The following is a 22,081-nucleotide window of genomic DNA, read 5'->3' as shown; positions in this document are numbered from 1 at the left end:
CTGAGAATCTTATTGACCTTTATAGTGATACTGAAAGTGACTAACAATTTTACCATCACCGTCTTTGACCACTTTTAAACGGCCATTACTATCATACTCGTAAAAAATCGGATTACCATTGCTATCAGAGATGGAGGAAATACCAACCAATGGTTTATATGTATAGGTAGTTATCTGTGCGCCTTCCGGGTATAAACGTATATCATCAATTACATTATTGCTGTTTGAGGTTAGTGAAACAGACGTCACATTATCAAAGCTATGTTCATAATAGGTCCAGCTACCTTTTTGTCTAGTATGAGAAATTATACCCGCTGTTGTTAACGCACCATTCTGTGACCAATAGGACACTTTGTATTTCCCCAGGCTTAATCCGGATGCAGACAACGAATTTCCGTTCACAAGACTATAGCTACGCAGACCAGTAAAATATACTGATGAATTAACTTCGCCTCCGGTTATATTCCAACTCCCTAAGCTTGCAGTCTCGAAGCCAGAATACGCTATATCTTTCACATAAGAATTTAATATTGCCGCAGTCAAATATTGGCTATTATAGTCCCAAAAATAACTTTGAATCAAATCATTTGGTTTTTGAGCTTCTATTACTGCACCATTTTGATATTTGTTCAACGATACTTTGGTTACATATGAAGTGTGTGGAATAAATGCTGCTTTCGATGTAGCAGGGGAAGGAACAACACCAGTTTCACGATTAGAAAACTTAAAATTGGAAATATTTATACCGCCTGCTGTCTCTATTGACTTCATGCTCTCCAACAATCCTTTGTCATCATTTGAATAATAGTATAACTCCCCTTTAAGTATAGTCTGTACTCCAGTCTTGTCCTCGTTTAAAACAACCTTCTCTATTGGGGTCGAGATGTTATTTGCTGTCACCATTGCATCAATAAATGAAGTACCCGAGGCGTAGTCTTGAGGATACGATATTACTGTAAGTTCCTTCTCTCCATGATCGATCGATCTTCCAATTCTGCTAACAAGTAAGTGCTCGTCATTATCATAAAAATACTCGGTCTCTGTGGTGACTCCATGATCACCATCGAATGAACTACTTATGTTTTTCTTTAAATAGAGGAACTCTTTACTGTTATCATAAAAGGAGAATAATACTTCATCCATAGGAGCATTGATAGGCCGTACCTCACCGGTTTGTGCTCCTGGTAAACTAGCATCGAAAAAAACTCCACATTTAACATTGGAAATACCAACCGCTAAATTCTTGACACTATAGGCATTTAACTCGTTTTGTACTATTGAATAAGTACCGTTTTCATTTCGTTTCATTACGGACTTATTCAATAAGAGTCCTCGCCTCCAGTCATTATTAACAGGCGGAGCATAAGGGAACTGATACGTTGCCTGCGTTGCATCACTATACAATTGAGCTGGCCCCTGAGAAGGTGGTTCCTGAAGTGGGTTTCCTGCAACCTTATATGAATGGAATGTAAAATCCGGATAGTCTGAAGCATCTGTATAAGAAAATGATGTGTAACCATTTTCAATTTTTTCACCACCAGCACCAGTTGAATACTCCCGAACAATAACATTCTTATACCCGACAGGGGCGCCTTGCGTATTTGATAAGGGATAATTTGAATTCGAAGTCAACAGTTCGTATTCACCAAGTGTATAAGAAGTAAGAGTCGTACCATTCAGATTCCAGCACAAATATTCTTTCTTTATACTCCTATATTTAAACCCCCAAACGAGATAGCCCAAAGAGTAATCAAATTCTTTTCGGTTAATATTTCCTGTTAATAAATCAGTATCAATTATTTTCTTTATTCGCGCTCCTCCTATGGTTATCATAGATGTACCTGCCACAGCGGTTACATCGTCATATGAAAGAATAGTTAAGGGATAAGTTTGACCAGATGCTCCTATATCACCATCGAATAAACGCATTGCCTTTATTTTATAACTGCCATTCGGCAAATCGGGGCAACTATAAAACCTTGTTGAATTTTCGCGCTTTGTGAGTAGGCAATTTACTTTTACGCCATTGGAGTTCTCCACAATAAAATAACTGCCCGAAGCTTCGATAAAATTTTCAGTTTTAAAATAAATTGATGTTCCTGACTGGAGATAATTTACATCAAAGCTTGCCACTTCAAAATTATGGCGGCCATAGTCAATTTGAATGGTACGGTCTGGGTGAGTGGCGACATTGTAAGAACCTGCATACTCAGGAAAATTCGTTAACGAAGACAATACAGCACGATGCGGCTCATATTCAAAGTCTGTAATTCCACCCGTAGGATATGTTAATTTATTTAACAATCCCTGTTTTCCAAAATCAAAGTTTGCCTCACGCTCTGGTCCTAAAACGACTTGATCATTACTTAGCGTTGTTTTACTTGGAACAATGGATATAATTCCATTATCAACCCGATTGAAATATCCCCAGTGATCCTGTGCCATTGAATATCGTGACGGGAGGCCTTTGTCATGTATATAATCAAATGTATATGGACTCTTACCAGTTTCTTTCACAGACAACAACATCAACCTGGCATCAATTTCAGATGTACACGAAACACTTTCCAACGGCACAATGGATGAACCAATCATATAACCATACTTAAATACTATTTCCTTTATAGTATGATTGTTGTTATCCGACACTACTATTTTATCGAGCCATTCTTCACCAGGCAGATCGCATCTTTTATTTACAGAAGGAAAAAATTCTATAAAACCATTACTAAAAATAATTTTACGCAACCTCTTTTGATTAAAAAGGTTCCGCACCAGGGAATAAGGGGATAATGTGTTACCGGAAGATGGACCGCAAGTATTGGCTACTTGCAACAGCTCTTTTTTCGTCTGTCCCATGGGGATTAGAGTACTATAGGGAGCGTCTTCATACTCAAAAGAAATAGTCTCGCTCTTGTCCGCAGAAATTATTTTGGTAAGATGCCAGGCAGAATTGTGTGTGTTATTCTCTTGTTGCAAAGGCTGCTCCGTGACCTCCATGGCTTGAAAAAAATATTGAGCGCCATCAGTATTTACAATTTTCCAACCGCGGATTCCCTCAGGCGTTCCAGGCGTATATACTTGGTCATATTGGCCTAAAGGGTATATTTTAATAGCTTGATGTGGAGTGATAAATGCATTGGCCTGTTTATCAAGAAGAAATTTTCCCGAAACTCCCAAGAAATTAAACAAATACTCATCTGATTCCAGATCTAACCAGCCTTTAGCGGCCTTATAATAATCTGCTACATTGAGAGTTGCTTGCGCTATAGTCTTTCCATTATTAAGATAACCAATTGAAAGTATATCATCTGCTAGCCCCCTTTCATTTCTCACAATTGACCCTCCGGCATTGAGAGCCCACCCAAGTCCGACTAAAGATGCTATTTCTGACACCTTTATCCCACTAGAGTGGTAGTTAATTGATATAGGGAGCTTTATCTGCCTTTGTTCAATCGTATAAAGTGGAATTTCAATTGATGGGAGCCCATTGTAATAACTGACAGGAATATTACCAAATTTCCCCAAGGCAGCAGCATTCGGAGAAACCGGAACAAAATTCATGATGTTGGTTTGTTGGCCATTAGCTTTAAGTGCACAAATCAGGCAAAAGCTTGCTAGAATAAAACGGTATAGCATATACAAGTCAGGTAGATTAGGATAGGAAGAAAATGCGTTCCTCCCATTAATGGCAGCAATATATTAATAATAAACAGTATTCTAAATACGTAAAAGTTATGCAAACGATTAAATGACGATTTTCGTAGGAATTAATTTGCTTCTTAAATTAATTAACCTTCTAAGAATTAGCACCACCCCTCGGCACCGTAAAACAAAACACTGAGCCTTTCCCTTCTTCACTTTCAACCCAGATTTTTCCTCCATTCTTTTCCACAAATTCTTTGCAGAGTATTAAGCCGAGGCCTGTGCCTTTTTCCTCTGCTGTGCCTTTGGTAGTGTGTTTGGTGTCGATGCGAAAAAGTTTGTTCATAACTTCCTTGCTCATACCTACACCGTTATCTGCGATGGTAACAGTAACGGAATCTGCTTTAGGCTGAAGGTCTACTTTGATCATCCCTCCTACTGGTGTAAACTTTATAGCGTTAGAGATCAAGTTGCGTACAACGGTATTGATCGAATGCTTGTGTGCAAAAACTAACTGCTCAGATATATAGGTATTCTCAAGGACTATATTTTTATTATGTGCTTGTGCTTTCAGCAATTCTGTATTCTCTTCCAATAAGGCCGTAACATCAAAGGCTTCAGGTTTAAATTCAATTTTACCGGTTTGAGAGCGTGACCATTCCAACAAATTCTCAAGCAACGCAAAAAGATTCTTCAATGATTTATCAAGATCTTTTGCCAGCATTTTAATTTCATCTTTGCTCAGGCTATCGGTGTGGTTTATCAATAAACCGGAGAAGGAAGTCAGCGAATTTAGTGGGCCTTTCAAATCATGACTTATAATTGAAAAGAATTTATCCTTGGTAGCATTCAGATCCTGAAGCGCTATATTTTGCAATTGTACTTTGTCGTTAGCTTCCTGAAGTATCAGGTTCGATCGCTTCTTCACTATATATAGATAGAAGATCAAGACTAAAATCACAAGACTCAAACCAATCAGAATAAAAAGAACATTGCGGAATTTTTTCTGTGCAGCAATTTCCTTTTCGCGTTGTATACGATCAGTTTCAAGTTTATCAATTTGAGATTCCTTTTTATCAAGTACATACCGGTTCTCTGTGGCCAACACCTGCTGTTCATTCCGATCGTTCAGAATAAAGTCATGTATAGCAAGGTATTGATCTTTATAGTATAGGGACTTTTTCAGATCACCCAGTTCTTTATAACAGGAGCTCAGGTATTCATAGCTTTTCCGTATCTGGTTTTGCGACTGCGAATCTTGTCCTGCATCAAGTGCTAAAAGTAAATTAGGAATTGACTGCTTATATTTCTTCTGCTGATAGTATATAACACCAATGTTATTATAGGACTCCGCAAGAGCTCGTTTATCTTTTAATGCCTGGCGGATCTCCAAAGAAACGATATAATTGGCCAGCGCCTTTTTATCGTTCTTCATAAGCCCATATAGTTCACCAATATCATTCAACGAAGTGGCTTCACTTTTTTTATCACGAAGAGATCTGCTTATAGCAAGTGACCGCTTATGACTTTGCAACGCTTCCTGATATTTACCTTGCTGCGTAAAGAGATGTCCTAAGTTAAAAAGCGCCTCTGCTTCGATACGGGGTTGTAAAAGCTGGTCTTCATATTTCAGTACCAACTCGTAGTTTTCAAATGCTTCGTCTATTTTTCCAAGGGCAGCATTCACTCTTCCTTGTTTGTTCAGGATCAACACAAAAATATTCGCATTCTTAAACGGCTCGCTGATGGCAAAGGCTTGCTTAAGAAGATCAGCACTTTTATGATAATCGCCTACCTCTTCAAACGCCTGGGCCATGGCGATATAGGTAAAAATCTTTTCGTTGTTGAAATCTAAAGAGTCTTCGATCGCGAGTGCGCGGATAAAAAAATCCATAGCAGTCTCCATGCTATGCGTGCGCGTGAGATGAACAAGACCAATCTCCTTTAATATTTTCGCAGCCGTTGCTTTATTCTGAGCCGCCTCTGCCTGCTGTAGTCGGGTGGACGCCTGCTCAAGTTCTTTCTCGACAGGTTTTCGTTTGCGCGCCTGGAAAAAACTTTCATACCATACGATTGAGCTGTCTGCCTGCTGCTGCGCATAAACAGATTGAAAGCTCAACATAAAAACTAAGCATCCTGAAAAAAATCGTATCAAAAAGGGCATTAGTAGATTTTCTCCAAAAGTGTCGAAAAAGTAAGAGTATAGAAATGGAAGTTACCGCTAAATATTACACCTCGCCTGCTTTCAGCACCTACCGATGCATAAATCTTTACGATCCAGAAATAAAAAAGGATAAAAGCATGCGGATTCGATCCTTTTTCAAAAGGACCCACCAGCTCGCAGGGGACTTGGTACACTATTTTATAGCCTTGATAGTACCCCTGCCGTAATATAAATTTTATGAATATGCCCGGAGATAGAAATGAACTGGATGACAAGATTCACTGGTACAAAGATGCCGTGATCTATGAATTACACATTAAAGCTTTCCGTGATGGGAACGGTGATGGCATTGGCGATTTCGATGGCCTGCTGGAAAAGCTAGATTACCTGAAAGATCTTGGCGTTACCGCGATCTGGGTGCTTCCGTTTTATCCTTCTCCTTTAAAAGATGATGGTTACGACATTGCTGATTACTACAATATCAACCCGTCATACGGAACTATATATCAGTTCAAACAATTTCTGAAAGAAGCGCATGACCGTAATTTAAAAGTCATCACTGAACTGGTTATTAACCACACTTCTGATCAGCATCCGTGGTTTCAGCGTGCGCGAAAATCTCCAAAGGATTCTGACTATAGGAACTACTATGTATGGACCGACAATCCAAAGCAGTATAAAGATGTGCGCATCATCTTTCAGGATTTCGAAAAGTCCAATTGGACATGGGATCCTGTCGCACAACAATTTTATTGGCACCGATTCTTTTTTCATCAACCGGATTTGAATTACGACAATCCGCTCGTGCAGCAGGAAGTTTTTAAAATTATAGACTACTGGTGTAACATGGGAGTGGATGGATTTCGGCTGGATGCTGTCCCATACCTTTTCGAACGTGAAGGAACTAACGGAGAAAATTTACCAGAGACGCACGCGTTCCTGAAGAAGCTTCGGAAACATGTTGACGAAAAATACCCCGGAACATTATTGCTCGCGGAAGCGAATATGTGGCCAGAGGATTCCGCTTCTTACTTCGGTGATGGCGATGAATGCCAGATGAATTATCACTTTCCCGTAATGCCGCGTATGTTCATGGCGTTGCAAACAGAAGACCGTTATCCGATCACAGATATATTCGATCAGACACCCGCTATACCTGAAACATGCCAGTGGGCTATATTTCTACGAAACCACGATGAGCTTACACTTGAAATGGTAACGGATGAAGAACGTGACTATATGTATAAAGTATATGTCAAAGATCCGAAGGCTCGCATTAACCTGGGTATACGGCACCGGCTGGCACCACTAATGGGAAACAATCGCAATAAAATCGAACTCCTGAATTACCTATTGTTCTCACTACCAGGTACACCTGTGCTATATTACGGGGATGAGATTGGTATGGGCGATAATTTTTATTTGGGAGATCGTGATGGCGTGCGCACACCGATGCAATGGTCGTCTAGTAGAAATGCAGGGTTCTCGGAGTGCAACCCGCATAAACTATATCTGCCGGTAATCCTTGATCCGGATTATCATTACGAATCAGTCAATGTAGAAATTCAAAGTCGCAATACATCTTCCTTATTATGGTGGATGAAGCGAATCATTAATAAACGCAAGCAGTATAAAGCTTTCAGTCGTGGCGACATGAAATTTATACCGTGTGAAAATCCTAAGATCCTCGCCTTCACACGCAATTACCAGGATGAGAGTATACTCGTAATCGTAAACCTTTCCAGATATACTCAACCTGCGGAACTGAATTTAAGCGAATACCTTGGATATGTTCCAAAGGAAATATTCAGCAACAATAAATTTCCATTGATCAAAGAAGATGGATCTTATTTCTTTACGCTAAGTGCCAACGACTGCCAATGGTTTGCATTGGACAAAGTACATCCGGAAATACCACGCACGAATAAATTGCCGCAGTTTGCTTTACGCGATTGGAAGGAATTAACAAGCAAGCGCGTGCTCGATTACTTATCGCAAAGTATTTTACCAGACTATATGATGAAGCTTCGCTGGTTTGGTGGCAAAGGACGTGTTATTGAAAGTATGCAGATCGTTCAGTACGCCACCATTCCACAGGAAGATAGCATAGCAGTAATTCTACTGATCGAAGTATACTATCAAAGCGGCCTTTCAGAGATATACCAGTTACCCGTAGCATTTGGTAAGGATGCATTGGCCGCGAAGCTACAGGAAAGTTGCCCGCAGTCTGTAATTTGTAACCTTACCATTGGCGATGAGCAGGGAATACTATACGATGCTATATATGGAATCGACTTCCAGCTCGCCCTCATTACGAACATGGCCGGCAATCAAAGTATAGGCTTGAAAGAAGGGGAAATCCGGACTTATGGCAATAAGGTTCTTGAAAAACATGTTCACGACCAGGAAGCAATTAAACCGCGCGTATTGGGTGGAGAACAAAGCAACACCTCTATTACCTATGACAATCGTTTCTTCCTGAAGCTCTATAGAAAAGTTGACCGTGTGATCAATCCTGATTTGGAGATCGCGCACTTCCTTACAGAACACGCGCACTTTCAACACGTACCAAACTTTGTGGGCGCTGTAGAATGGCATGTCGGTAATGACGCTATTGTTCTGGGTATGATGCAGGAAATGGTAGAAAGCAGCAGTGATGCCTGGACCTATATATTGGATCGTCTTGATGATTTCAATGACAAGGTTCTGTCGCAGGTAGAAATTCACAATCTTCCACCATTGATAGGAAGTATAACAGACCCTATAGATTATGAACAAGTGCCCCGCGAACTAAAAGAATTGATTGATCCTACGCTGGCAGAGCGTGCACGACTACTGGGAATCCGTACAGCAGAAATGCATTTGGCCCTTGCCACCGGAAATGACTTCCCTGCATTCGCACCGGAAGATTACTCACTGCACTATCAACGGTCACTATTCTCTGGACTTCAATCGCTGGTGCGTGGTACATTTCAAAATCAGGCGAGAGCTTTGGCCAAGCTGTCAGAAGAAGTACGGTATGAAGCAGAGGAAGTACTGGCGATGAAAGAGGATATTCTAAAAACGTTCAAGAATATATATAAGAAGAAAATTGACGTGGTGAAAATCCGCATTCATGGTGATTACCACTTGGGCCAAGTTCTCTTTACCGGAAAAGACTTTGTTATTACTGACTTCGAAGGAGAACCGGCACGAAGCTACGGTGAACGAAGACTGAAGCGCTCACCACTTCGTGATATAGCAGGCATGGTTCGTTCATTCCACTATGCAGCATACGCCAGCTTATTCCTTGACAATCAAATTCGAAAAGAAGATTATAGCAGATTGATACCATACGTTGAACAATGGTATCACTATATAAGTGGATTCTTTGTGAAGGCATATCTGGAAAAAGTAGAGGGTAGCGCGTTTATTCCGAAGGAAAGAGAAGACATGGAAACGCTGATGAATACATTCCTGCTGGAAAAAGCTATATATGAGCTTAACTATGAACTCAACAACAGACCTGATTGGGTAATTATTCCATTGCGTGGTATAAAAGCCATTATGAGTAAGGAAGAACATGACCAATTAGAGTTGGCCACTGTCTGAGTCAGTTGGCTGTCTATAAATTATAAGTTAAGGGGCTAATTATGGCCCCTTAACTTTTTTACTTTGAAATTATTCGTTCAGGTCTATGTGTTGGAGAAGCGAAGGATTGGCGAGCTTTGTTGTAAACTCCGAAGTATAGTCTATATCTATTTCAGCCTTAGCAATGGAACAATCGAGCAGATGTCCGCCTGTTGTCTTTTGGTGATCTATAAAATGAAAATGATAAACAGGGCTATTTAATACTTCAGCAGCTTTTGGAGTAAAGAATCCTACAAGATCTCCATCCACAGACGAGCGGGTGAAAATCTTTTCTTCAACTTCCTTAATAGGTTTGTATGGCTGTTCCTGTTTTTCAAAAGATCTATACCGAACGGATGAAAATGTGGCCTTGACTCGTATCGCTGCAAATGCGTTCTGGGTAATTACAGAATCAAGTAGCGACTCGAGTTCTTTCATCGTCATCGCCTCCTTAACAAAAATCTTTTTATCGCTCATAAAAAACTTAACCGCGGCAAAGGCAATCTTGCTATACTTTGGCATCACGCGGGCTTTACCGTTCTCCGGTATACCATAGGCGACTCCGTTCAATAACACTAACTCACTTTCAAGCTTCTCTTCACTCCCGACACCAAAATCACCATGGGTTTGCAGTTCATGAACTGTTGTAACACCATCATATTGTCCCTGGTATATAGCTTCATTCAGGGATGCATAATAAAGACTATCCGACTGGCGGTTGAGCCGTGGATCTGACTGAATCATAACAACTGATCCAACCAGGAAAAAGGTAAGAAAGCGCATAGACAGAAATTTTATAGAGTTCATTGAATGTGTGTAAATCTTATGCCACGCTTAGCCGGTATATTTTGAAGCCGGCATAGTTTTTTATCTATAGTCCGTGAACCAAAAAATTGTTATATGAAAAAGTATGCACACATTTCATTAATGCTCTTTGCACTAACGTTCATTGCCGTTTCCTGTGATAAGAGCAAACAGCAGGAAGACAGTAAAGAAGAAGCGAAGGAAGAAAATAAAGAGAAGTTTGACGAAACCGATCTCAAGGCAGATTGGGAATTTGCTATAGCTGCAGCCGATGGTGGTATGGCGGAAGTTGAACTCGGAAAACTTGCCGAGAGCAAGGGCACAGATCCTCAGGTAAAAGCCTTTGGACAAAGCATGGTAGCTGATCATGGAAAAGCAAATGAAGAGTTGAAAGCATTGGCGCAACAAAAAAACATTTCAATTCCTGACTCTGTAAGCGACAAATACAAAAAGAAGTATGATGACCTCTCCGAAAAATCAGGAGCAGAATTCGACAAGGCCTATATCGAAAATATGATTGACGATCATGAAAAAGACATCGATGCATTCCGCAAGGAATCTGAAGATGGAAAAGATCCTGAGCTTAAGTCATGGGCTGCTGCAAAATTACCAATCCTGACGCATCACCTTGAAATGGCAAAGAAAGCCAAGGAAGCCTTCGATCAAAAAGATAAGGCTAAAAAGTAAAACCCCTCTTTCTATATATACTTCAGCGAGGAGTGTTCTTACGAGCACTCCTCTTTTTTGTTATTGAAGTATTTAAACTCTGTAGGTATTATATAACGATCAACGTAATAATCAACGATTATATAGTCTGATCCATGTGCGTAATTGTTCTTCGGTAGCAGCGGTTATTTGACCTGGCAACAAACGCCACAACCAGTTACTCGTTGTAGAACCTGGCGTATTCATCCGTGACTTTGCATCCATACCCAATACATCTTGTAAGGGCACAATCACTATTTTAGCAATAGAACTATAAGCCATCCGTATTACCACCTCATGAATTGTACTCTCCTTTACAGGGATACCGGTATAATTGGAAAGCTCTTTTAAATTATTCCTTTTGAGATCCGTTTGAAACCAACCGCGTGTCGTGTTATTATCATGCGTACCGGTATACGCTATAAAATTACTATTGCTATAATTGTGAGGGCTATACAAGGATTTACCGATATCATCACTGATAGCAAACTGAAGCACCTTCATACCAGGTAACTTAAAGGCATCGCGGAGTTGATATACATCTTCGGTGATTTCGCCCAGGTCCTCGGCAACAAAAGGAAGCTTTCCAAGTTGCTCCTGGAGTACTTTAAAAAAGTCAGGACCGGGACCGGGTTGCCACTTGCCATTGATAGCAGTCTTTTCACCAGCCGGCACTTCCCAATACCCTGAGAACGCACGAAAGTGATCAAGTCTGAGTATATCATATAGCTCCATGTTCTTGCGCAGGCGTTGCACCCACCAGGTATAGCCATCCGCTTTCAATATATCCCACCGAAATACGGGCATCCCCCAAAGCTGCCCGTCTACATTAAAGTAGTCGGGAGGTACACCTGCTATATATTGAATGCTCCCATCCTCTGTCAAATGAAAAATTTCCGGATGTGCCCATACATCTGCAGAGTCGTAGCACATATAAAACGGAAGATCACCAAACAATTGAATATCCAGGCTTGCACAGTAAGCTCTTAGTTTCTTCCACTGCCTGGAGAAAATAAATTGAAGCCACTTCACGTACAAGATTGTCTCAGAATGCTGTGCAACAAATTGAGCAAGCGTTTCCGGATCGCGTCTTTTATACTCGTGAGGCCAGTCGCACCAGCAGCGATTTTCATGTTGTTGTTTTAGCACTATATATAGGGAAAAATCATCCAGCCAATACGCTTCTTCTTCGGTAAACTTTCTGAAGGGACCATGAAGTGAATGTCTCTTATTCGCTGTGAAATTTTTCCAGGCAAGTGTCAATAGCGCTTCCCGAACGTCATGCGCATTGGCAAAGCTAACAGCATCAACAACCGGCTGGCTATACTGCTCCAATTGCTGGAATGAAAGCAAATGGTCCTTCATCAATAATTCCGGACTAATCAACAATGTATTTCCCGCCATGCCGGAGAAGGCGCTATAGGGGGAATACTTACTTCCTTCGTCAACAGGGCCCAGAGGTAAAAGTTGCCAGTATGTTTGATTACCTCGGTATAGAAAATCTGCAAACGCATATGCTTCCGGCCCCAGATCGCCTATACCGAACGGCGATGGCAGTGATGTTATATGCAACAAAATTCCAGCACCCCGCTCTTTGGGAACGTATTCAAGTTTAAAAAAGGCTACCGGTATATCTTTGAATATATCTTTTACCAAAATATAGCCTTGCTGCTCCTGCTTTATCTTCAGCAAAACGTTCTCCAGTGTACCGGAGAGCTCACGAGGTAAAACAATTCTAGTGTCTTTCCACCGTATATCGAGTGGCTTTTTATTCTGACTTTTACCAAGCGATGCGAGGTGTAGTGGCACAGCAATAATATACCATATTTTCTTATGTCTCCTTGCGTAAGCAAGAACGTGATTTTTATAGATGCCCTCTATAGATAGCGGTATATATTCACCTTCGGAAAAAACATCAGCTGCATTTTTTCGCTCATGCAACAGTACATGTGTAAGCCATTCCTTGATCCGTGCGTCATATCGGGTATCCCAAAGCTCCTGTAAGAAAGATGATGGGTTATCTTTAGCACGTTCTTCCATGGCTATTAACCACTGCATCCGTTGATGGTAATCGACCGGTCGCCTGTTATCAGGATCTACCAAACTGAAATCCCACAGTTCGCAACCCTGGTATATATCGGGGATACCGGGGCATGTAAATTTCAAAAGCACTTGTGCCAATGAGTTTACAATTCCAAAGTCAGAAACGGTAGTATTAAATTTTTCAAAGCTCTTCCAAAAACGATCTCCCCTATGGAGCAATCGCAGCGCAAAATCTATCGTTGCTTTCTCGTATGTCTCATTTGGAGATGCCCAATCGGAATTTCTTTTTGATTCACGCAATGACTTTTGAAGGTATGCCTCGAGTCGCTGCCCGAACGTATTGTCCTCTTGAAAAGGAAGTGCACCAATCAATGTCTGGTATATAAAATACTCATCGTTGCTATCGGGCATTCCCAACGATTTCTTTGGTGCATTTATACGTTGCCATTCTTTTACAACAGCAATCCACTCATCGGTAAGCTCAGGCAAAACATTGAGTCGCGTACGAACATCTTCGCCACGTTTTGTATCATGCGTAGAGGTAGCGTTCATCGTAAGCGGCCAGCGCTTCTTGCGATCCTGCATGCGCGCATGAAACTCCTCATTGGTAATACCAAAAAACACAGGCGAATCGCCCACTTCATTATGACCAACAAACCGGTTGTAAGTATACATCAGCGTATCCTCAACACCCTTTGCCATGAGTGGCCCGGTGAACTGCATGCAACGCATATAAAACCGGAGCGCCCGTTCATTATACTCTATATCTTCACTGTGAGTTTTCTTTAGTAAAGCATCCTCGAGGGCATTTGACGCTGCCGCCAGATGTGGATTGTGTTCACGGATATTCTGAAATATACCATGTACAGCTTTTGCTTCCTCTTCCTGCAAGGGCATCTGGTTACCATAGTACCGGTATACCGGACACCGGATCAGGAATTCCGCCACGGTGCTTTTGATATCTTCCGGATTCAGCGTTGCCTGAACAGATTCTTCGAGCAAGTTAAGCTCCAGTAAGAAGTGATTCAGATTGTCCAACTCACCTGCCATGTGGCGATATAGTATATGTGCTTTTTTATCCCATATTTTTACATCTGCAGGTTGTTTATCGCCCAGCATTTTGTTATAAAATACCGAAAGCTTTCGCTCTGATTCATTATAGGTAAGCACATTATTCACGTATGCAAGGAAGTCATATCCAGAAGTTCCTTGTATAGGCCATGCAAGGAGATCTTCGTCTACCTGCAGAATTTTCTCTACCACTATATATACATCATGACCGACCATATTTCGTAGTCGTTCCAGATATTGCGTGGGGTCAAATAAGCCGTCAATGTGATCGATTCGCAATCCCTGAAATACACCATCTTCCACCAATACCTTTATCAGGTGATGATACTGATCAAACACCCGCTCATGCTGCATGTTGAGTCCAATCAGGTTGGTGACGGTGAAAAATCTTCTGAAGTTTATTTCCTCGTCTGACTTTCGCCACGCTGTTAGTTTATACTTCTGTTCTTCCAATACGCTACGAAGCTGGCTTTCGTGATCGTTGATATAGTTCAGGCGTTCATGTATATAGCCATGAATATCCGGGTTGTTCATTAGCGCACCCACTTGCAACAGCAGTTCATGCCATCGCAAGGTATAGGACATGGCATCTTCTATTTGATGAAGTTCGGCAATCTGACTGACTAATGACTGAATCGCCTCGGGTGCATTCTCCGATTGCAGTATCGTAGCATACGAACGTGGATGAATCGGGTATGTATTCTCATAGTAGCGCACTACAAATCGCTGCTGAAAATATTCAATCTGAATCTCCTTATTGAACAGTATATCTTCGAGGGGACTGCCTAAAAAAGGAACAATAAGTCGGCCCTGAAAAAGATCGCTCGTCCAGGCCAGATCGAAAAAAGAAGCATATAAAGAGTTGCGCCCCTTCTCAAGTACATCCATCAGCCACATGTTGTTTGCATGAAACGCCATGTGATTGGGAACAATGTCTTGTACCCAATGAATGCCAGCGTCCTTTAAACGCTTGCTGATGCTGCGCAGTTGCTCTTCCGTTCCAATCTCCGGATTTATACGCAGTGGATTGACAACATCGTATCCATGCATGCTGCCGGACACAGCCTCAAATATAGGCGATGCATATATAGTCTGTACCCCTAACTTTTGCAGGTACGGTATACTGCTCTCAAAATCACTGAAATTAAAATCTTTATGAAATTGAATACGATATGTAGCTACAGGATTAAACATATTCAGAGGTATATAGTATAATGGATTCTGGCTGAAGCGCGAGAACTGAAATATTGGTAAGGAGATCGGCCGAGGCACCAGGTCCGTTCCATTGAGGATCAGCGGAATCAAATACTTTTTTCCAGCGCTGCTCGGTGGTAACAGAAACGGTTTGCCGTGAATTTGAAAAATTCATCAGGCAAAGCACATGATGTTCGTGGTCCCATCGATGAAGCTGTAGTGTATTGGTGTCTTCATTCCAGGATACATCCAACTGCTTTCTGTTGAGATGACGCAAGGCCGGAAGTTCTTTGCGTAAGGCGATCAGGGATTGATAAAATGAAAAAAGAATTTTATTTTGGTCCTGCTCCAGCAATTCCCACTGCAGTTTTGATTGACGGAAAGTTTCTTCTGCCTGCGGATCGGGTGCTTCGCCTTGCAGGTGAAATGCAGCAAACTCTGCCTTCCTTCCCTTCCGGACATTCTCCACCAATTCAGGATCACTATGGCTAACGAAATATAGGAACGGATTGGTTTCACCATACTCTTCACCCATAAACAGCAAGGGTAAATATGGACTTACCAACATAGCGCCAGCCAACATTTTTTGCATTTCAAAACTTGCCAGCTGACTGGTACGTTCGCCTGACATCCGGTTACCAACCTGATCATGATTTTGTGAGAATACTATGAATTGAAACCCTGGATGTTCATCGGCCTTCACACCAAACTTTTTCTGACGGTGTGGTGAATATATACCATCATATACATACGCATCACGGTATGATTTGGCGAGGTGACGGATACCATCAAAGTCGGAATAATATCCATTTTGTCCTTCACCTGATGTTACGCGCAGTGCATGATGAAATTCATCGATCCACTGAGCATCCATTCCATAACCACCCCTTTCAGGATGATCTATATAGCGGGTATCATTCAAGTCAAGCTCAACAATCAGATAATGCATTTTCCACCGTTCATGAATCAGCTGATTAACATGTTCGCGTATTTCACGAAGAATATGCATCGGGCTAAAATCCTTAATAGCATGGACCGCATCCAGCCGCAGTGCATCGATATGAAAATCGCGAAACCACATTAATACGTTCTCAATGAAATATTGTCGCACACCATCACACCATGCATCATCGAAATTAACAGCATCGCCCCACGGGGTTTTATACTTATCCGTGAAGTAAGGCGCAAACTTCGACATGTAATTTCCTTCCGGACCAAAATGATTATATACTACATCGAGTACCACCGCTATATCATGGTTATGACATGCATTCACCAGATGCTGCAGATCTTTTGCTCCTCCATAAGATTGTTGTACGGCAAACGGAAAGACACCGTCATATCCCCAGTTACGTTCTCCGGGGAACTGTGCTACCGGCATAATTTCAATGGCATTTATACCCAGTGATTTCAGATACGGCAATTTCTTTTCGAGTGCGCGAAATGTACCGCGATCAGAAAATGTACCGACATGTACCTCATAGAATATATAGTCCTCCAGCAAGGGATTCTTCCATTCCTGATCGGTCCATTGAAAATCGTGAAGAGCTATAGCGCGCGAAGGGCCATGTACACCTTCGGGCTGAGACAGTGATGCTGGATCAGGAAGTTCCTCTTTTTCGTCCAGCACAAAACTATATACATCACCCGGCCGTAACTGATCCGTGCGCAAATGCCAATAGCCATATTCCTGTTTTTGCAAGGCGTGCATACGGTTACTGTCCAATAAACGTATGCACGCCTTGTTACACAACGGTGCCCATAACAGGACTTCAGCTTCTCCGGTTTCTGTAAAGTTTACACCTATCGATCTTCTGTTAATGTTTACCGGACTTGTCATAAACAATAGGATGTTGCAGCAAAAGGATCGCGCGCCCTTCTACCTTGATTACACTCTCTGCCTCATGTTCCTCGCCAAGTCCTATATTACTTTCTGCTGTATTTAATAAACGCGTCCACTTAGGAGCATACTTTGTTGGCGGAAGTTTGAACTCCATTGCTTCATGATGTGCATTGAAAATCAGATAAAAATCATCATCAAGGATCTGTTCGCCTTTCGGCCCCGGAGTATGTATACCTTTGCCATTTAAAAATACAGCCAGCGATTTTGCAAGATCATTTGACCAGTGTTCTTCACTCATCTCCGAACCATCCGGCATAAACCAGGCTATATCTTGAAGGCCTACACCTTTGATCGGTTGTCCCTGGAACCAGCGTCTGCGACAAAATACAGGATGCTCTTTTCGCAAAGCAATAAGCTTTCGCGTGAACACCAGTAATTGTGAATCAGCATTGTCCCAATTGGTCCATGAGAGCTCATTGTCCTGACAATAAGCATTGTTGTTTCCCTGTTGCGTCCTTCCTATTTCGTCACCTGCCAATAACATTGGCACTCCTTGTGATAAAAAAAGCGTGGTCAGAAAATTTCTCCTCTGCTGATCGCGTAAGGCAACTATATCTTGATTTTTGGAAGGACCTTCCTCTCCACAATTCCACGAACGATTATGACTCTCCCCGTCATTATTATCTTCGCCATTCGCCTCATTGTGCTTTTCATTATAAGACACCAGGTCGTTCAACGTAAAGCCATCATGTGCTGTAATGAAATTTATACTCGCCGTTGGACTGCGATAATCTCCTTCATATAGATCCGAGCTTCCTGTAAGGCGCTGTGCAAATTCACCCAGTACACTATCCGCACCGCGCCAGTAGTCGCGCATGCAGTCCCTATATTTACCATTCCATTCTGCCCAACCGGAAGGAAATTTACCAACCTGGTAACCACCCTCTCCTATATCCCATGGCTCGGCTATCAGCTTTACCTGTGATATAATAGGATCCTGGTGAATGATATCGAAGAAAGCACTCAGTTTATTTACTTCATGCAACTCCCGGGCTAATGTAGATGCAAGATCAAAACGAAAACCATCAACGTGCATCTCCGTGATCCAATAGCGAAGACTGTCCATCATCAGGCGCAGTACATTGGGGAGATTCGCATTCAATGTATTACCGGTTCCGGTGTAATCCATATAATAGCGCTTGTCTTCTGCGAGCCGGTAGTAAGATTCGTTATCAACACCTCTGAAACATAGCGTTGGGCCCATCTGATTTCCTTCTGCTGTATGATTATATACTACATCCAGGATCACTTCTATATTTGCCTTGTGAAGTTCCTTTACCATGTCTTTGAACTCCGTTACCTGTTCGCCCAAAACACCACTGCTGGAATAGCGGACTTCAGGTGCGAAAAAGCCAATGGTATTATAGCCCCAATAGTTCGTCAAACCCTTCTCTACTAAATGACGGTCTGCTATAAAGTGATGCACCGGCATTAATTCAATCGCGGTGATCCCGAGTTTCGTTAAATAATCTATCGTGACCGGATGTGCCAGTGCTGCGTAGCTGCCTCGTATCTCTTCGGGTATATCCGGATGAAGTTTGGTGAAGCCGCGCACATGCGTTTCAAAAATTATAGACTTATGATACGGTATCTTTGGATGCCGGTCGTCTTCCCAATTGAAGTACGGATTCACCACGACACATTTCGGAAGAAATGCAGCGCTGTCCAGTTTACTGAAACTTAAGTCTTCCTCTTCATTTCCAATCTCATATCCGAAAAGAGAATCGTTCCATTCTATTTTTCCGGCTATAGCCTTTGCATATGGATCCAACAAAAGTTTATTAGAATTAAACCGCTGTCCATTCTGTGGTTCGTAAGGTCCATCCACCCGGTAGCCGTAGAGTTGTCCGGGCTTGAGACTGGGTATATATATATGCCATACCTGGTGTGATCGCTCTGTTAGTTTAATACGTGCACACTCTGCTTCATCGTTTGGTGTCTCAAACAGACAAAGTTCAACGCTTGTAGCCTTATCTGCATACAAAGCAAAGTTTACACCGTTGCCATCCCAGGTAGCTCCTAATGGAAACGGGCTACCGGGATAAGCTTTTAATTTATTCTTAGGCCGGGTTGCCGGCTCTACATCCATTTCTTTAGTGCTCATAACTGTTTTGTAAATTCATTGCCCATGTAGGCACGTGTAATTCCCTTCGTTCTGCTTCCGAACGAATTGCTCCTGCCTTCTGATTGTTCAACGGATGTCTTTCATGCTCACTTACCTGGTAAGAGAAATCATTCAGTACATTCATATAGTTCATGAACGCTTCGTAAGGCGATGGGTATGGACTGAAGTATGCATGAACATTTCCGTCATCATTCTTCTTGGTAGACATATAGTAAAAATGATCACTGGTCTGCAACCAGCGCCAGCGTTCCAGGAGTTCTGAATCATCTATACACTTGATGTCGCGTTCCATGCGCACCATGCAATCAAACGCATCACGCTGCATGTCGTTTCCAAGCCACGCAGAGAGATCGCGCTCACGATCTGCCCATGAAATATAGTGTGGCACTGAAAGTATATGGCGTGGCTTCAGATTTACAATAGCTTCCGATGCCGTTGCCATTACAATTCTATCTTGTTTAGCCAATGCCTTTAATAAGCCTTCGAAGAAGTTAAGTATACCACTGTTTTGTTTCTGATGCTCACCAAAGGTTTCATAATCCATTGCCAGCGTAATCAGATCTTCATGTGCCGGTATACCTTGCAGCCACGACATATACCGCTCTACGGTTAAGGGACCATGATGTGCAAAACGAAATGCTATATCATCACTCAGATTATAGTTCCGTGTGAATATTTTCAAACCCTGCTGATCCGGATGCTGGTATAGATGATGTGGGCTTCTTCCATGCAGCACACGATCAACGCCATCGATGAAGACGCCATTGAATCCAAGTGCTTCCACACGTTTACCGATCTCGTCATTATATATTAACTCTGTATTGCGAAAGACTGAAGGCCGTACACCGAAGTGTTCATGTAGTTTTGCAGTATGGTCAAGCACCTGAATTTCAAACTCATCACCTGGCATCATGCAAGCAAGGGAATGGTGATCGGTCTCCGACAAAAATTCAACGTTACCGGTATTTGCCAATGCACGGAAGCTTTGCAATACTTCCGGTGTATATTCCTTAAACTGATCGATTGCTACACCGGAAACAGAAAAAACCACTTTGATCTGTGGATATTTTTTTATCAATTTCAACAGTATAGCATTGGCTGGCAGATAACTTTGTCGTGCTACGCGTTCAACGACTTCCTTATTTTGCCTATCATCAAAATATTCGCCGCGTGATCCTATATCAAAAAAACGGAACGGACGCAATCTGCGTGGCTGATGCACCTGAAGATACAATACCAGGTGCTGTTTGGTTGTAGTGTCAGATAAGTTCATGATATATATTCTTTATTTTTTTTGCTACTTTATCCCAGGTAATGTTCTTAATCTCGTTCAGGCTGTTCTTCTTCAAAGTAGTTGATAAACTTTCGTACGCAAGTACATTGCAGATTGCATCAGCAAGCACATCGGTTTCCCAGAAATCTACTTTTATAGCATGCGGCATTACCTCCGCTACACCGGATTGATTGGACACAATTACGGGTACCCCTGCTTGTATAGCCTCCAAAGGGGTAATACCAAAGGGTTCCGATACAGAAGGCATCACATATACACTTGATACCGACCATACTTTATCGATATTATCACCCTTTAAAAATCCGGTAAAGTGAAATCTCGAAGAGAGTCTTAACTGTGCCACACGTTCAACAACCTGCGGAAAAAGGTCCCCCGAACCTGCTACAATAAAATGAGCATCTGGAAACTTCTCAAGGACCTTGCGTGCTGCTTCAACAAAGTAGAACGGACCTTTTTGAAAAGTAAGTCTTCCCAAAAAAGTTACAACATGAGAGCCTATCGATGGAATCGCAGGAAGATCTTTCAAATCTTTCGGAACAATTCCATTATAAGCAACACTGATTTTATCAGCGTCTATTTTATAGCGTGACACCAGTATATCTTTTGTCCATTTACTAACAGCAAGAATATGATCGGATTTTTCTACGCCTTCTTTCTCGATATTATATACTCTCGGATCTATATTCTCTCCGGAACGATCGAACTCCGTGGAGTGGACATGTACTATAAGAGGTTTGTTGCTGGCCTCTTGTGCAGCAATGCCTGCAGGAAATGTCATCCAGTCGTGAACGTGAATTATATCGAAGGTAAGTTCACGCGCGAGCGCTGCTGCTACTTCTGCATAACGTTTCGTCTCTTCTATAAGATCAGGACCGTATGTTCCTGAAAATTTATGCGTGAAGGTATCGCTCACTTCTACTTCGGTAGTTACTTCGCTGGTTGTGGGTTCTAAAGTATAGCTCCAGCTTTCCATATGAAGCACTGGGGATTGATAGCTTGTTGACCGATACGGTGATAGATTGGACTCAACTTCAATCGTAGTAATGGAGACCTCCACTTCTGTACGCTCCTCTCCTGGTATTTCGATTTGTTGAGTAATTATTTCTTTTCGTTGATTGATTTTAATGGGCACTTTTCCCGCGTCAATAAAATCAACACGTGGAAGACTTTCTCCTCCGAACAATTTTGGTACAACAAACAAAATCTCTACATTTTCTTTCGTTAACGATTTGGTCAATCCATAGCAAGCTGTTCCCAGACCTCCCGAAATATGTGGAGGAAATTCCCAGCCGAACATTAATACTCTCATATTAAACCCCTCTGTATTTACGATAATCAGCAGAATAGATAGTTAAAGTAACTTGGCAGTGTATAGCAGTTAAATTCTATGCCAACGATTTGAGCACACTTTTCTATGTTTGTTATAACATTATTGAGAAGGGTGATATATACTTTTAATACCGAAAAGAAAAAAAGCATGACCACCACAAAGCAAATTGTGAGACGATCATGCTGCAAAAGTTG

10 protein-coding genes are annotated in these 22,081 nt (G+C 41.8%); 2 read left to right on the top strand and 8 right to left on the bottom strand.

Annotated features, from left to right (window positions below; genetic code table 11):
* Positions 1-9: 9 nt before the first annotated feature.
* On the bottom strand, positions 10-3,564 hold the full coding sequence (locus B5Y40_RS07405) for a hypothetical protein (protein WP_079686039.1): 3,555 nt from the start codon (positions 3,562-3,564) through the stop codon (positions 10-12).
* A 235-nt stretch (positions 3,565-3,799) separates the two neighbouring features.
* The gene (locus B5Y40_RS07400; RefSeq protein ID WP_159453626.1) at positions 3,800-5,767 is read right to left on the bottom strand and encodes a tetratricopeptide repeat-containing sensor histidine kinase; all 1,968 of its coding nucleotides are present in this window, start codon (positions 5,765-5,767) and stop codon (positions 3,800-3,802) included.
* Positions 5,768-6,052: 285 nt separating this feature from the next.
* Between B5Y40_RS07400 and treS the strand changes: the two genes are divergently transcribed.
* The gene (gene treS / locus B5Y40_RS07395; RefSeq protein WP_079686037.1) at positions 6,053-9,400 is read left to right on the top strand and encodes a maltose alpha-D-glucosyltransferase; all 3,348 of its coding nucleotides are present in this window, start codon (positions 6,053-6,055) and stop codon (positions 9,398-9,400) included.
* 69 nt (positions 9,401-9,469) lie between these two features.
* Here treS and budA read toward each other — a convergent pair whose 3' ends face one another.
* On the bottom strand, positions 9,470-10,201 hold the full coding sequence (gene budA, locus B5Y40_RS07390) for an acetolactate decarboxylase (RefSeq protein WP_159453625.1): 732 nt from the start codon (positions 10,199-10,201) through the stop codon (positions 9,470-9,472).
* A gap of 117 nt (positions 10,202-10,318) precedes the next feature.
* On the opposite strand from budA, the gene B5Y40_RS07385 reads away from it, so the two are divergent.
* Positions 10,319-10,909 (top strand): DUF4142 domain-containing protein, encoded by a 591-nt coding sequence (locus B5Y40_RS07385; RefSeq protein WP_079686035.1) that lies wholly within the window; start codon positions 10,319-10,321, stop codon positions 10,907-10,909.
* Between the two features lie 111 nt (positions 10,910-11,020).
* On the opposite strand, the gene treY is transcribed toward B5Y40_RS07385, so the two are convergent.
* From treY to B5Y40_RS07360, 5 genes are read right to left on the bottom strand one after another with little or no spacing between them, the layout of a single operon-like run.
* Positions 11,021-15,235 carry a malto-oligosyltrehalose synthase gene (treY, locus tag B5Y40_RS07380; protein WP_079686034.1) on the bottom strand — a complete coding sequence of 1,405 codons (4,215 nt, stop codon included), beginning with the start codon at positions 15,233-15,235 and terminating at the stop codon, positions 11,021-11,023.
* Positions 15,228-17,075 carry a malto-oligosyltrehalose trehalohydrolase gene (gene treZ, locus B5Y40_RS07375; protein ID WP_079686033.1) on the bottom strand — a complete coding sequence of 616 codons (1,848 nt, stop codon included), beginning with the start codon at positions 17,073-17,075 and terminating at the stop codon, positions 15,228-15,230. Before treZ ends, treY begins: the two co-directional genes overlap by 8 nt.
* Positions 17,053-19,242 carry a glycogen debranching protein GlgX gene (gene glgX, locus B5Y40_RS07370; RefSeq protein ID WP_245840490.1) on the bottom strand — a complete coding sequence of 730 codons (2,190 nt, stop codon included), beginning with the start codon at positions 19,240-19,242 and terminating at the stop codon, positions 17,053-17,055. The genes treZ and glgX overlap by 23 nt, the downstream gene beginning before the upstream one ends.
* A complete protein-coding gene (locus B5Y40_RS07365; RefSeq protein ID WP_079686032.1) occupies positions 19,232-20,536 on the bottom strand; it encodes a glycoside hydrolase family 57 protein in 1,305 nt (434 codons plus the stop codon). The genes glgX and B5Y40_RS07365 overlap by 11 nt, the downstream gene beginning before the upstream one ends.
* Complete coding sequence (locus B5Y40_RS07360; protein WP_079686031.1) at positions 20,523-21,866, bottom strand: glycosyltransferase; 1,344 nt, start codon at positions 21,864-21,866, stop codon at positions 20,523-20,525. The genes B5Y40_RS07365 and B5Y40_RS07360 overlap by 14 nt, the downstream gene beginning before the upstream one ends.
* Between the last annotated feature and the right edge of the window lie 215 nt (positions 21,867-22,081).

This window comes from Ohtaekwangia koreensis (assembly GCF_900167975.1).
Lineage (GTDB): Bacteria > Bacteroidota > Bacteroidia > Cytophagales > Cyclobacteriaceae > Ohtaekwangia > Ohtaekwangia koreensis.
This window is presented reverse-complemented; position numbering and strand designations above follow the sequence as displayed.

Coding starts and splice junctions, on each gene's coding strand:
- B5Y40_RS07400 (WP_159453626.1), bottom strand. CDS start 5,767: ATGTTGAGCTTTCAATCTGTTTATGCGCAGCAGCAGGCAGACAGCTCA.
- budA (WP_159453625.1), bottom strand. CDS start 10,201: ATGCGCTTTCTTACCTTTTTCCTGGTTGGATCAGTTGTTATGATTCAG.
- treZ (WP_079686033.1), bottom strand. CDS start 17,075: ATGACAAGTCCGGTAAACATTAACAGAAGATCGATAGGTGTAAACTTT.
- B5Y40_RS07360 (WP_079686031.1), bottom strand. CDS start 21,866: ATGAGAGTATTAATGTTCGGCTGGGAATTTCCTCCACATATTTCGGGA.
- B5Y40_RS07405 (WP_079686039.1), bottom strand. CDS start 3,564: ATGAATTTTGTTCCGGTTTCTCCGAATGCTGCTGCCTTGGGGAAATTT.
- B5Y40_RS07365 (WP_079686032.1), bottom strand. CDS start 20,536: ATGAACTTATCTGACACTACAACCAAACAGCACCTGGTATTGTATCTT.
- treY (WP_079686034.1), bottom strand. CDS start 15,235: ATGTTTAATCCTGTAGCTACATATCGTATTCAATTTCATAAAGATTTT.
- treS (WP_079686037.1), top strand. CDS start 6,053: ATGCCCGGAGATAGAAATGAACTGGATGACAAGATTCACTGGTACAAA.
- glgX (WP_245840490.1), bottom strand. CDS start 19,242: ATGAGCACTAAAGAAATGGATGTAGAGCCGGCAACCCGGCCTAAGAAT.
- B5Y40_RS07385 (WP_079686035.1), top strand. CDS start 10,319: ATGAAAAAGTATGCACACATTTCATTAATGCTCTTTGCACTAACGTTC.